This is a genomic window from Kitasatospora sp. NBC_01539, from assembly GCF_045040525.1.
Taxonomy (GTDB): domain Bacteria; phylum Actinomycetota; class Actinomycetes; order Streptomycetales; family Streptomycetaceae; genus Kitasatospora.
The window spans coordinates 8,416,376-8,429,265 of record NZ_CP109390.1; the positions used below are offsets into that span (position 1 = coordinate 8,416,376).

General features: G+C 75.5%; 13 protein-coding genes. 9 read left to right on the forward strand and 4 right to left on the reverse strand.

What is annotated here, in order from left to right; genetic code table 11:
• The first annotated feature begins 88 nt into the window (after window positions 1-88).
• The 7 genes from OG335_RS36440 to OG335_RS36470 all read left to right on the forward strand — a co-directional run bounded on the left by OG335_RS36440 (window position 89) and on the right by OG335_RS36470 (window position 8,529).
• Complete coding sequence (locus tag OG335_RS36440) at window positions 89-2,686, forward strand: ATP-binding protein (protein WP_405009599.1); 2,598 nt, start codon at window positions 89-91, stop codon at window positions 2,684-2,686.
• Window positions 2,683-3,366 carry a response regulator gene (locus tag OG335_RS36445; RefSeq protein ID WP_405009598.1) on the forward strand — a complete coding sequence of 228 codons (684 nt, stop codon included), beginning with the start codon at window positions 2,683-2,685 and terminating at the stop codon, window positions 3,364-3,366. Before OG335_RS36440 ends, OG335_RS36445 begins: the two co-directional genes overlap by 4 nt.
• 219 nt (window positions 3,367-3,585) lie before the next feature.
• Window positions 3,586-4,521, forward strand: a complete 936-nt coding sequence (locus OG335_RS36450; RefSeq protein WP_405009597.1) for an ATP-binding cassette domain-containing protein — start codon at window positions 3,586-3,588, stop codon at window positions 4,519-4,521.
• Entirely contained in the window at window positions 4,518-5,366 is an 849-nt protein-coding gene (locus OG335_RS36455; protein WP_405009596.1) for an ABC transporter permease, read from the forward strand. Before OG335_RS36450 ends, OG335_RS36455 begins: the two co-directional genes overlap by 4 nt.
• A gap of 220 nt (window positions 5,367-5,586) precedes the next feature.
• A complete protein-coding gene (locus OG335_RS36460; protein WP_405015303.1) occupies window positions 5,587-6,888 on the forward strand; it encodes a sensor histidine kinase in 1,302 nt (433 codons plus the stop codon).
• Complete coding sequence (locus tag OG335_RS36465) at window positions 6,885-7,559, forward strand: response regulator (RefSeq protein ID WP_405009595.1); 675 nt, start codon at window positions 6,885-6,887, stop codon at window positions 7,557-7,559. Before OG335_RS36460 ends, OG335_RS36465 begins: the two co-directional genes overlap by 4 nt.
• A 157-nt stretch (window positions 7,560-7,716) precedes the next feature.
• Window positions 7,717-8,529 (forward strand): phosphatase PAP2 family protein, encoded by an 813-nt coding sequence (locus tag OG335_RS36470; protein ID WP_405009594.1) that lies wholly within the window; start codon window positions 7,717-7,719, stop codon window positions 8,527-8,529.
• On the opposite strand, the gene OG335_RS36475 is transcribed toward OG335_RS36470, so the two are convergent.
• The 4 genes from OG335_RS36475 to OG335_RS36490 form a co-directional block, all read right to left on the reverse strand.
• Window positions 8,459-9,412: a M48 family metalloprotease gene (locus tag OG335_RS36475; RefSeq protein ID WP_405009593.1), complete on the reverse strand. Its 954-nt coding sequence runs from the start codon at window positions 9,410-9,412 to the stop codon at window positions 8,459-8,461. The two genes, OG335_RS36470 and OG335_RS36475, sit on opposite strands and share 71 nt — an antisense overlap.
• On the reverse strand, window positions 9,409-9,798 hold the full coding sequence (locus tag OG335_RS36480; RefSeq protein WP_405009592.1) for a BlaI/MecI/CopY family transcriptional regulator: 390 nt from the start codon (window positions 9,796-9,798) through the stop codon (window positions 9,409-9,411). The genes OG335_RS36475 and OG335_RS36480 overlap by 4 nt, the downstream gene beginning before the upstream one ends.
• 261 nt (window positions 9,799-10,059) lie before the next feature.
• The gene (locus OG335_RS36485; RefSeq protein ID WP_405009591.1) at window positions 10,060-10,644 is read right to left on the reverse strand and encodes a TMEM165/GDT1 family protein; all 585 of its coding nucleotides are present in this window, start codon (window positions 10,642-10,644) and stop codon (window positions 10,060-10,062) included.
• A gap of 411 nt (window positions 10,645-11,055) precedes the next feature.
• A complete protein-coding gene (locus tag OG335_RS36490) occupies window positions 11,056-11,460 on the reverse strand; it encodes a DUF5997 family protein (RefSeq protein ID WP_405009590.1) in 405 nt (134 codons plus the stop codon).
• A gap of 58 nt (window positions 11,461-11,518) precedes the next feature.
• Here OG335_RS36490 and OG335_RS36495 point away from each other — a divergent pair, with 58 nt between their 5' ends.
• A complete protein-coding gene (locus tag OG335_RS36495) occupies window positions 11,519-12,406 on the forward strand; it encodes a LysR substrate-binding domain-containing protein (protein WP_405009589.1) in 888 nt (295 codons plus the stop codon).
• A 156-nt stretch (window positions 12,407-12,562) separates the two neighbouring features.
• Window positions 12,563-12,883, forward strand: a complete 321-nt coding sequence (locus OG335_RS36500) for a hypothetical protein (protein WP_405009588.1) — start codon at window positions 12,563-12,565, stop codon at window positions 12,881-12,883.
• Window positions 12,884-12,890: the final 7 nt, after the last annotated feature.

The window sequence follows — 12,890 nt, forward strand, 5'->3', positions numbered from 1 at the left end:
GTTGCGGCCGTCCGTGCACCTACGCTCGTACCCGGTGAACACGTGTCCGACCGGGTCGGGCGCGACGGCTCTATCGAGACTGGTGCACATGGGGCGCGGCAGGCTGCGGATCCACCTCGGTGCGGCGCCCGGGGTCGGCAAGACGTACGCCATGCTCGGCGAGGCCCACCGGCGGGCGGAGCGCGGCACCGACGTCGTCGTCGCCCTGGTGGAGGACCACGGCAGGCCGCGCACCGCCGGACTGCTCGACGGCCTGGAGACGGTGCCGCGCAGGCGGCTGGAGCACCGCGGCGCGACCTTCACCGAGATGGACGTCGACGCCGTGCTCGCCCGGCGCCCAGCCCTGGCCCTCGTCGACGAGCTCGCCCACACCAACGTGCCGGGTTCGAGGAACGCCAAGCGCTGGGAGGACGTCGAGGAACTGCTCGCCGCCGGCATCGACGTGCTCTCCACCGTCAACATCCAGCACCTGGAGTCGCTCGGCGACGTCGTCGAGACCATCACGGGTGTGCGGCAGCGGGAGACCGTGCCCGACGAGGTGGTGCGCCGGGCCCACCAGGTCGAACTCGTCGACATGACACCGGAGGCCCTGCGCCGCCGCCTCGCCCACGGCAACGTCTACCCGCCCGACCGCGTCGACGCCGCCCTCTCCCACTACTTCCGCCCCGGCAACCTCGCCGCGCTGCGCGAGCTCGCCCTCCTCTGGACGGCCGACCGTGCCGAGGAGTACCTCAGGCACTACCGCACCGAGCACGCCATCCACGCCACCTGGCCCACCCGGGAGCGCATCGTCGTGGGCCTCACCGGCGGGCCCGAGGGCCGCACGCTCATCCGGCGCGCGGCCAGGATCGCCGCCCGCGGGGCCGGCGGCGAACTGCTGGCCGTCCACGTCGTCCGCCCCGACGCCGCGCCCGCCGCCCCCCTGCCCGAACTCACCGAGCAGCGCAGGCTCGTGGAGGACCTCGGCGGCACCTACCACCCGGTGCTCGGCGACACCGTGCCCACCGCGATCCTCGACTTCGCCCGCGGGGCCGACGCGACGCAGATCGTCCTCGGCACCAGCCGCCGCAAGGCCTGGCGCTACCTCCTCGACCCCGGGGTCGGCGCCACGGTCGCCCGCGAGTGCGGCGACATCGACGTGCACGTCGTCACCCACGAGCACGCCGCCGCGGGCCGGCCCGCCCTGCCCGGGAGGCTGCCCGTCCGGCTGGGCCGGGTGCGCACCCTGGCGGGCTGGCTGCTCGGCTGCGGCGGCGCGGTGCTGCTCACCCTGCTGCTGGTCGGCACCGGCGCCGGTCTCGGGCTGCCCACCGCCATGCTGCTCTTCCTCAGCCTGACGGTCGGCGCCGCCCTGCTCGGCGGGGTCTTCCCGGCGATCGCCTCCGCGCTGGCCGCCTCCCTGCTGCTCAACTACTACTTCGCCCCGCCCACCCACACCTTCACCATCTCCGACCCGGAGAACATCCTGGGGCTGGCGGTCTTCGTCGGTGTCGGCATCTCGGTCGCCTCCGTCGTCGACCTCGCGGCCCGCCGGGCCCAGCTCGCCGCCCGCAGCCGGGCCGAGGCCGAGGTGCTCGCCTTCCTCGCCGGCGGGGCCGAGCCGGACAAGGACACCGTCGCGGCACTGCTCGCCCGGGTGCGCGACACCTTCCAGGCGGAGTCCGCCGCGCTGCTCGAACACACCGGAGACCACGGCTCCTGGCACTGCCTCGCCGCAGCCGGGCCGCACCCGGCGGCATCCCCCGAGGAGGCCGCGGTCGACGTGCCCGCGGGGGAGCGCTTCTCCCTCGTCCTCACCGGCCGGGTGCTGCCCGCCGAGGACCGCCGGATCCTCGCGGCCTTCGCCGCCCAGGCCGCCGCCCGCCTGGAGCACCGCCGTCTCACCGAGGAGGCCGCGGCCTCCCGCCGCCTCGCCGACGCCAACCGCATCCGCACCGCCCTGCTCGCCGCCGTCTCCCACGACCTGCGCACCCCGCTGGCCGCCATCAAGGCCGCCGTCAGTTCGCTGCGCTCCGACGAGGTCGCGTGGGCCCCCGAGGACGAGGCCGAACTCCTCGCCGGCATCGAGGACGGCGCCGACCGGCTCAACCACCTCGTCAACAACCTGCTCGACATGAGCAGGCTGCAGACCGGCAGCGTCACCGCGCTCACCCGCGACATCGACCTCGACGAGGTCGTGCCGCTCGCGCTCGCCGCCGTCCCCGCCGACACCGTGCGCCTGGACGTGCCGGAGGACCTGCCGCTCGTCCCCGCCGACGCGGGCCTGCTGGAGCGCGTCGTCGCCAACCTGGTCGAGAACGCCGTCAAGTACACCCCGCCCGGCGTCCCCGTCACCGTCCGCGCCGAGGTGCTCGACCTGCCCGGCGCCGGGCGCCTCGAACTGCGGGTGGTCGACCGCGGCCCCGGCGTCCCGGAGGATGCCAGGGAACGGATCTTCCAGCCGTTCCAGCGCCACGGCGACGCGCCCCGCGGCAACGGCGTCGGCCTCGGGCTGGCCGTCGCACGCGGCTTCACCGAGGCGATGGGCGGTGAACTCACCGCCGAGGACACCCCCGGCGGCGGCCTCACCATGGTGGTGACCCTCCCCCTGATCCCGGCCGACTCCTCACCGGCCGACTCCGCGCGGCCCGGCTCCGAAGGACCCGGCCCCGCACCGCACCGGCAGAAAGGCGGTCTCCCCTCGTGACCCGCGTCCTCGTGGTCGACGACGAACCCCAGCTCGTCCGCGCCCTGGTGATCAACCTCAAGGCGCGCAAGTACGAGGTGGACGCGGCCCACGACGGTGCCGGGGCGCTCGCCGCGGCAGCCGCGCACCCGCCCGACGTCGTCGTCCTCGACCTCGGCCTGCCCGACATGGACGGCACCGACGTCATCCGCGGCCTGCGCGGCTGGACCCGGGTGCCGATCATCGTGCTCTCCGCCCGGCACGCGTCCGGCGAGAAGGTCGAAGCCCTCGACGCCGGGGCCGACGACTACGTCACCAAGCCGTTCGGCATGGACGAGCTCCTCGCCCGCCTGCGCGCCGCCGTCCGCCGCGCCGAACCGCTGCCCGCGGACGCGGTCGAGGCCGTGCTCACCACCGCGTCGTTCACCGTCGACCTGGCCGCGAAGAAGGTCCACCGCCGGGGCGCCGACGTCCGGCTCACCCCCACCGAGTGGCACCTGCTGGAGGTCCTCGTCCGCAACGCCGGACGCCTCGTCGGGCAGAAGCAGCTGCTCCACGAGGTCTGGGGGCCCGCCTACCGCACCGAGACCAACTACCTGCGCGTCTACATGGCCCAGCTGCGCCGCAAGCTGGAGGACGACCCCTCGCACCCCCGCCACTTCCTCACCGAGGCCGGCATGGGCTACCGCTTCGAACCGTGACCGCGATCCCGACGGCGGCCCTGACAACGGCGCTGACAACGGAGCTGGCGGTGGCCCTCGACGCGGCTCCGCGGTGGACCGTCCGGGGCGGCGTGGTACCGCGGTACCACCCGATCGGCGTGGGTCGCACCCCCGGTACCGCGGTGTGCGGCCGGTACCGGCCCTAGCGTGGGCGGTGGGCCGGCCGGAGCGCCGGGTGGCGAGCGCGAGGGAGCACCGATGATCGAGGCGCAGCAGCTGACGAAGCGGTACGGCGAGAAGACGGCCGTCGACGGTCTGGACTTCACCGTCCGGCCGGGTTCGGTGACCGGCTTCCTCGGGCCGAACGGCGCGGGGAAGTCCACCACGATGCGGATGATCGTCGGCCTGGACGCCCCGACCGCCGGATCGGTCACCGTCAACGGGCGGCGGTACGCCGAGCACACCTCCCCGCTGCAGGAGGTGGGCGCACTGCTGGAGGCACGGTCGATCCACCCCGGCCGGTCGGCCTTCGACCACCTGATGGCGCAGGCCCACACGCACGGGATCCCGCGCCGCCGGGTCGACGAGGTGATCGGGCTGACGGGTCTGCAGAGCGTCGCGAAGAAGCGCGCCGGGGCGTTCTCGCTCGGCATGGGGCAGCGGCTCGGCATCGCGGCGGCGCTGCTGGGCGACCCGGCCACGGTGATGCTCGACGAGCCCGTCAACGGCCTCGACCCCGAGGGCGTCCTGTGGATCCGCAACCTGCTCACCACGCTCGCGGCCGAGGGCCGTACGGTCTTCGTCTCCTCGCACCTGATGAGCGAGGTGGCCCTGGTCGCCGACCACCTGATCGTCGTGGGCCGCGGCCGTCTGCTGGCCGACACCACGGTCTCCGAGCTCGTCCGCCGGGCGGGCGGCGACACGGTGAGGGTGGCGAGCGCCGACCCGGCGCGTCTGCGGGAGGTGCTGTCCGCGCCCGGCGTGGAGATCACCGGCCGGGCCGGGTCGGAGGAGTTGGAGGTGGCGGGGCTGTCCGCCCGTGAGATCGGGCTGGCGGCAGCCGCGCACGGCATCGCCCTGTTCGAACTGACGGCCCGGGCGGTGTCCCTGGAGGAGGCGTTCATGGAGCTGACCAGGGATGCCGTCGAGTACCACGGCACCACCGGCGTCGACACCCCCGGGAGGGCGGCATGAGCACGATTGCCCCGATCCACACCGCCGACCACGCGGCGGCGGCCGGCCCCCGGCCCGTCTACCGGGTCACCGGCCGGCGTGTGCTGCGCGCCGAGTGGGCGAAGCTGTGGTCGCTGCGCTCCACCTGGATCACGCTGGGCCTGGCCCTGCTGTTCGTGGTGGCGTTCGGCATCATCGCCTCCGCGCACTACAAGTCGCGGATCACCTCTGGCGAGCGCCTCGACCGGGACTTCGCCGACGCCACCGCCGTGCAGCTGTCGCTGTTCGGCACGAACTTCGGGCAGCTGGCCCTCGGTGTCCTCGGCGTGCTGGTGACGGCCGGCGAGTACTCGACCGGCATGATCCGCTCCACCCTGGCGGCGGTGCCGCGCCGCCTGCCGGTGCTCTGGTCGAAGGCCGCCGTCTACGGCGTGGTCGCCCTGCTGACCGGGACGGTCGGCGCGTTCGCCGCCTTCCTCGTCGGCAGCGGAATCGTCTCCGGCACACCCGCCGCGCTGACGATCTCCGACCCGGGCGTCGTCCGCAGCCTGCTCGGCGCCGGGCTCTACCTCGGCCTGGTAGGCGTGATCGGCGCCGCCCTCGGCGCGCTGCTGCGGTCGGTGGCGGGCGGCATCTCGGTGCTGGTCGCCGTGCTGATGCTGATCCCCGGCCTGATCGGCCTGCTGCCGAGCTCCTGGCAGGACGACATCAGCCCGTACCTGCCCAGCGCCGCGGGCCAGGCGGCGTTCGCCCTGCACCACTCGGCGGGCACCCTGACGCCGGCGGCCGGCCTGGCGGTCCTCGTCGGCTGGACGGCGCTGGCGCTGGCCGGTGCCGCCTGGCGCCTGGTCCGCACCGACGCCTGACGGGTCCCCGGTGCCACCGCCCGGCCGGGCCCACTCCTGCCCCGGCCGGTGCGCTGCCGACGTCCTGCCCGGGAGGGCGCCACCGTGCGACGCCGGCGTCCGGACGACCCTCGTGGTCGGCCGGCCGCCGGCGTCCGCCCATCATGGACGGGTGACCCCTGTGCGTACCGACCTGCCCGCCGACCCCGTGGTGGCCCTCCCCGCGCTCTCCCCGCCGGGGCTGGAGGCGTTCTCCGCCAACCCCGTGATCGTCCGGCTGGTGGCGGCGGGGCGGCGGCTGCGCAGCCTCGACCGGGAGCGCCCGTGGGTCCTGGACACCCTCGTCGTGGTCGCGGTGTTCGCGATGTTCTGCCTGCCCGACCTCGTGCACGACGGGGCCGGGCGCCACGAAGCGAAACTCAGGTTCACCCGGCTGCCCGTGGCCGGCACGCTGGCGTTCCAGCTCGCCCTGGTGCTGCCGCTGTGGTGGCGACGCCGGGCGCCCACCGGGGCGTTCGCGGTGATCGCCGCCGTCTTCACACTGCAGTGGGCCCTGCTCGTGATGGTCCGCGCGGACGTCGCCCTGCTGATCGCCCTCTACGGTCTCGCCCTGCACGGCCGGCTCCGGCACCTGCCGTGGGCGTGCGCGGTGATGGCCGGGGCGCTGGGTCTCGTCGCCCTGCGGGTGTCCGGTGTGGTGACCGTCGGCGACGCCCTCTTCTTCCTGCTCAGCGCGGCGACCGCGTCGGTCGCCCTGGGGCTGGCGCTGCGGATCCGGCACGCCCACATGGCGGCGCTGCGCGAGCGCGCCGTGCAGCTGGAGGTCGAACGCGACCAGCGCGCCGCGCTCGCCGCCGCGGACGAGCGGGCCCGGGTGGCGCGGGAGATGCACGACATCATCGGCCACAACCTGTCGGTGATCATCGGCCTGGCGGACGGCGGCGCGTACGCGGCCGAGGCCGACCCCGGACGCGGCCGGGAGGCCCTGCGCCTGATCGCCGGCACCGGCCGCGAGGCGCTGGGGGAGATCCGCCGGATGCTCGGCGTGCTGCGGGCCGATCGCGAGGACGGCGCCGTGCTCCGGCCGCAGCCCGGCGTCGCGGACCTCGACGACCTCTGCGAACGCATCCGGGCCGCCGGCCCGACCGTCACCTACCGCACGAGCGGCCCGCTCGACACCCTCGACCTGGGTGCCCAGCTCACGGTGTACCGGATCGCCCAGGAAGCGCTGACCAACACCCTCCAGCACGCCGGCAGCACGACCTCCGCGCAGGTCCGGGTCACCGTCGACGGCCCGACGGTCGGCATTCGCGTCGACGACCGCGGGCCCGTCGGCCCGCAGCTCACCGACCCGCAGCTCACCGACCCGCCCCGCGGCGCCGCACCGCCGCCCGGCGGCGGCCACGGCCTCGTCGGCATGCGGGAGCGCGCCGCCCTCTACGGCGGCACGGTCGCCGCCGGGCCCCGACCCGGCGGCGGCTGGACCGTCGAAGCCCGCCTGATCCTCGACCCGCCCGCCGACCCCGGAGGCAGCACCCCGTGACCACCGTCCTCATCGTGGACGACCAGCCGCTCCAGCGGCTCGGCTTCCGCATGCTGCTCGAAAGCTCACCCGGCACCGCCGTGGCGGGCGAGGCCGCGCACGGCGCGGAGGCGGTGCGCCGCGCCGCCGAGCTGCGCCCGGACGTCGTGCTGATGGACGTGCGGATGCCGGGAATGGACGGCATCGAGGCCACCCGGAGGATCGTCGCCGACGGCGGGCGCTCCCGGGTCCTGGTGCTGACCACCTTCGACATGGACGAGTACGCCCACGCCGCGCTGCGCGCCGGGGCCAGCGGATTCCTGCTGAAGGACGCCCTGCCGGAGGAGCTGCTGGCCGGGATCCGGGCGGTCGCCTCCGGCGACGCGGTGATCGCCCCGAGGCTCACCCGCCGACTGCTGGACGCGTACGCGCACCACCTGCCGGTCCGCGTGGCCGGCACCGAGAGCGACGACCCGCGCTACCGGGCGCTCACGGAACGCGAACGCGAGATCCTCGTGACCATGGCCAGGGGCTGGACGAACGGCGAGATCGCCGAGCGGCTGGTGCTGGCCGAGTCGACGGTGAAGACCCACGTCAGCCGGGTGATGGCGAAGATCGGCGCCCGGGACCGCGTCCAGGCGGTGATCTTCGCGTACGACCTCGGGCTGACGCGCGCCGGCGGTACGGCCTGAGCTCCGGCGGCGGGGGAGTCGCGGCGCCTTCCGGTCGCGCGGCGGGGTGCGGAACCACCGGGCGGCCTCGTCCGTCTACATCGCTGTAGTCTGTCGACAGTGATGTAGACGGTCCAGGGTGCGGCGTGCGCACCTCCAGAGAGAGGCGCTCCCGCCGATGCCCCGGACCACCGGTGGACGGGTGATCCCGCCGCAGGCCGGGCCGCCCGCGGACGACCCGACCCCGCCTGCCCTTGCGCCCGCCCCCGCGCCCGTCCGCTCCGCCGGTGCCGCCCGCGCCGCTCGTGCCGCCGCTCCGGCGGTGCTCCCGCTGCTCCTGTTCGCCGTCGTGACGGCGGCCGCCACCGCGCACGGCGGCGCCCCCTGGGCCGCGGAAAGCTCGGTGCACGCCTGGGTGCTCGCCCACCGGCCGGACGCGGCGGCGCACGCCGTCGGCACCCTCACCCGGCTGGGCACCGGGCTGCCGCCCTACCTGGCGGCGGCCGCCGCCGGAACGCTCGCGGCCCGGGCCGCCCGCACCACCGGATACCGCCTCGCGGCCCTGTGCGCGCCCGTCGCCGTGCTCGCCGCCGGCCAACTGCTGCGCACCGGGCTGATGCTCGCGCTCGCCCGGCCCCGTCCCCCCGCGGCCGACTGGGCAGGCCCGCCACCCGGCGCGCACGCCTACCCCTCCGGGCACGCCTTCACCGCGGCGGTCGCCGCGGGCCTCCTCGCGCACGCGATCGGCCGTACGGTGCCGCGCTCACGGGCGGTGCCCGTGAGCGCCGTGCTGCTCCTCGCGGCGGCGGCCGTCGGCGTGAGCCGCGTGTACCTCGGCGTGCACTGGCCGCTCGACGTCGTGGGCGGCTGGCTTCTCGCGGCGGCCTGGCTGGGCCTGTGGCCGCCGCTGCTCGGGCGGCTCAGCGGCCCCGCACCACCGACCGGGCCTGCTCCACGTACTCGTGCAGCTCGTACGCCGAACCGACGCTGAGCATCACCGAGAGCGCGACCAGGGCCAGCAGCCCGGCGGCCGCGACCCGCAGCGCCCGGCCACGCGGTACCCGCGGCGCGGGGCACAGCAGGGCCCGGACCCGGCGCGGCACCGGCCCGGTGGCTGCCGCGAGCAGCAGCCCCTCCCGTCGGCCGGTGTCCGAGGCGGCCAGCGCCGCCCGGGCCACGGCGGCAGCGGCCAGCCGGCGGTCGCCGACCGCCGCGGCGGCGTCCTCGTCCGCCCACCGCTCCAGATGGAAGGCCAGCGGAGCCCGCAGCCCGCGCAGCGCCGGGTGCGCGGCGCTCGCGATCCGGGCCGCCCGTGAGAGGAGATGGTGCCGCCCGGCGAGGTGGGCCCGCTCGTGAGCGAGCAGGACGTCCCGCTCGCGCCGCCCGAGCGCCTGCAGCATCGGCGCGGTCACCACGACCCGGCCGCGGCGTCCGCGGTGGCCGGGGAGCGCGTAGGCGTCCGCCGCGGCGTCGGGGAGGACCGTCAGGTCGCCGCCCACCGGGTGTGCGTCCACGGCCTCCCAGGTCCGGCGCAGCAGCGCCTGCTGACCGCGCCAGCGGCGGGCCGCCAGCCGGCCCGCGGCGGCCAGCGCGGTACCCGCGGCGAGGGCGGCGGGCACGGCGGCGGGCGACGTCGACACGAGCCAGGGCAGCGACATCCGGCCGGCGGCGGCCATCGGCGGCAGGTGGAGCAGCCCGCCGCCCACCAGGACGGCCAGGGCCAGCGCGGTCGCGCCCGCGAGTGCCACCGCGGCGCCGGCCAGCACGAACCCCGCGGCCTTCGGCGGCAGCAGGTCGGCCAGCCGCCGGGCGGCGGCCACGGCCGGCCACGGGCCGACGAGCGTGAGCACGACGAGGGCGACGAGGAGGTTCACCGCGCGTCGCCGTCCGGGGCCTCCGTGGCGAGCAGCAGCCGGCGCAGCACCACCTCGTCGTCCTCGGACAGCGTCGAGACGAACCGCTCCAGCACGAGGTCGCGGTGGGGTTCGCTGCGCAGCTCGCGGTGCATCCTGCCGGCCGCCAGCCCGGGGGCGTCGTGCACGGGCGCGTACACGAACCCGCGGCCGACGCGGTGCCGGGCCAGGGTGCCCCGCTCGTGGAGGCGGGTGAGGATCGTCGTCACGGTGGTCCTGGCCAGGTCGCCGTCGAGGGCCTCGTTGACCTGGCCGACGGTGAGCGGTTCCCGGGCGGCCCACAGCACGGCGAGTACATCGGCGACGAGTTCGCCCTGCGGGCGCCTGGCGTCCTTCGCGTCGGTCATCTCTCCCCGTTCCGCCGCCGCCCCGCCGGGCGGGTGTCATTCGCTCCGGCCCGTCGACGGCAGTCCCTCCGGAGCGGCCGATCCGCCACCCCGGCGACTACGCAAGTGTAGACGGCCGACGACGGTGGACCGTCGCCTCCCGGCGCTCCCCGGCGCTCCCGCCGACCGCGGCCGGAGACACGAAAGCCCCGGGGGCCCGCCGCGTGAGCGGAGGACCCCCGGGGCCGGCCGCCCCGCGCGAGGGGCGGCGTGGTGCCGCGGTCAGCCGGCGAACGCCTCGATCAGCGACCACAGCGCGAGGACGGCCATGCACCCCGCGCCGATGCGCTGCACGAGGCGCAGCGGGACGCGCTTCGCGATGAACCGGCCCACGACGAGGGCCAGCGCGGAGACGGACATCAGCGCGGCGGCCGAACCGATCGCGGTGGACAGCACGCCGTTGGTCGCGGCGAGGTTCGCGGTGGTGATCTGCGTGAGGTCGCCCCACTCGCTGATGAAGACGGCCGTGAACGCGGTCGTCCAGACCGGCCAGAAGCCGGTGACGGTCTTCCCGGCGCCGTCCGCTCCGTCCTCGTCGTCCCCGCTGCGCAGGAGGACGAACGCACCGAAGGCGAAGAGCGCCGCGGAGACGAGCTTGACGAGCATGCCGGGCAGCAGCCCGATCAGGCTGCCGGCACCGACGGCGATCGCCACGTGCACGATGAAGGCGGCGGAGGTGCCGAGCCACACGTACAGCGGCCGCATGCGGGTGCCCATGGCCAGCGATGCGAACATCGTCTTGTCGGGGAGTTCGGCGAGGAAGATCAGCCCGAAGGCGGTGACGATCGCCAGGGGGTCGAGGGACATCCGGGAGGCTTTCTGCTGGGGCCGGGCCCGGAACCCTGCGCGGAACACCCTCGACGAGGGCTGCGGGAGGACTCTCGGCCCGGCACGACGAAGTCGGCACCCGCAGGATGCGGGCACCGGTCATGCCTTGGCCGAAGGTCTCGTCCACCGCGCCTACCCGGAGGCCTGTGCGGCCCGGCGGCCGGGCCGCCCGCTGGTGTGCGGACGTCCAGTATGTCGACCTGCCGGTGTTTCGGGACTACTCCCCTTCGCAGCTCCAGTGTACCGGCCCCGGGTGCGGAGCCCTGCGCGGGGGCACCGCACCGCCGCGCGCTCCCGTGCCGGCCCGCACCGCCGGGCTCGTACGCCGGGCGGAGCGGTCAGGAGAACTCGGGAGCGGTTGGGGAGAGCCCGGGAGCGGTTCGGGAGGGCTCAGGAACGCGGGCGGCGGGGCTGGTCGGTGCGCTCCGCGGCCTTCTCCTTGATGCGCACGGTCTCCTTGCGGACCTCCGCCTGGGTGGCGCGCTCACGCCGCAGCCACTCGGGGCAGTTCTCCTTCAGTGCGTCGATCTGCTCGGTCGTGAGGGCCTCGGAGACCCCGCCGCGCGCGAGACCGGCGATGGAGATGCCGAGCTTCGCCGCGACCACCGGGCGGGGGTGCGGGCCGGTGCGGCGCAGCTCCTGCAGCCACTCCGGCGGGTCGGACTGCAGCGTGTTCAGCTCGGTGCGCGAGACGACACCCTCCTGGAACTCGGCGGGCGTGGCTTCGAGGTACACGCCGAGCTTCTTCGCCGCGGTCGCGGGCTTCATCGTCTGGGGTGTCTTGTGCGACGTCATGGGTCCAAGGGTATCGAGCGTGTGCACCACCTCCGACCACGACCGGTAACCTGGCGGGGTGACAGGCTCGGAAGCATCCCCTTCGTTCCGGCTGGCGTATGTCCCGGGAGTGACGCCCACGAAGTGGGTGCGGATCTGGAACGAGCGGCTGCCCGACGTCCCCCTCACCCTCGTCCCGGTGACCGCCGCCGACGCGTCCGGAGCGCTGCGCGGCGCCGACGCCGACGCGGGGCTCGTCCGGCTGCCGGTCGACGGCGCGGACCTCAGCGCGATCCCGCTCTACACCGAGACGACCGTGGTCGTGGTCCCGAAGGACCACCTCCTGACCGCCGTCGACGAGGTGTCCGAGGACGACCTCGCCGACGAGATCGTGCTGCACCCGCTCGACGACACCCTCGCCTGGGAGGGCCTGCCGGGCCGCCCCGCGATCGAACGCCCCGAGACCACCGGGGACGCCGTCGAACTCGTCGCCGCCGGCATCGGCGTGCTCCTCGTCCCGCAGTCGCTCGCCCGCCTGCACCACCGCAGGGACCTCACCTACCGGCCGGTGCCGGGCGCCCCCGAGTCGCGCGTCGCCCTGTCGTGGCCCCAGGACGCCACCACGGACCTGGTGGAGCAGTTCATCGGGATCGTCCGCGGGCGCACCGTGAACAGCTCGCGCACCCCTGCCGCGGCGCAGGCACCGGAGCAGTCCGACCGGCGCCGCCCCGACGCGACCGGCGCCCAGCGCAAGCCCGCCGCAGGCAAGGCCGCCGGGGGCAAGCCTGCCGCCGGGAAGTCTGCCGGAGGCAAGGCTGTCGGCGGGAAGTCCGCCGGCGGGAAGTCCGCTTCCGGCCGGTCGGCCGCAGGGAAGTCGGCCGGTGGCAGGACGGCCGGCCGGCCCGTCCGCGGTGGCTCCGGCGCACCCAAGGGCACCAAGCGGGGCAAGCCACGCCGCTCGTCCTGACCTCTCGTCCTGACCGTTCGTCGCGTCCCGCGATTCCACGGCACCTGCGCGTCGATCAGGGTGTGAGCGGATCCCCGCTGCCGCCCGTGGGCGCACTCCCTTCAAGCGGCCCTGAGGGGGGCCCTGTCAGGCCTTCGTGGAAGACTGCGGCGCATCATGAGAACCGAAGTCCGGATCTTTGTCGCCGACGGACCGCTGCCCGACTGGGACTCCGCCGAAGAAGAGATCGACAGACGCGGGCGGCAGCTGGATGCGATCACCAAACCCGTCACCACTGAGGAAGCCCACGCCCTCGCCGGCTGCTTCGGCCCCGACGACTGCTACGGCGTCGGCTGGACACTGATCCACCTCATCGAAACAGCCACCGGGCCCTTGCCCGTCATCCCCCGTCCCGGCCCCGACGCACCCACCTGGGACGTCCCCTGGGGGCGATGGCACTGCCACTACGGCGAGGAAGCCGACGACGAGGGACCGTGAGGCGTCC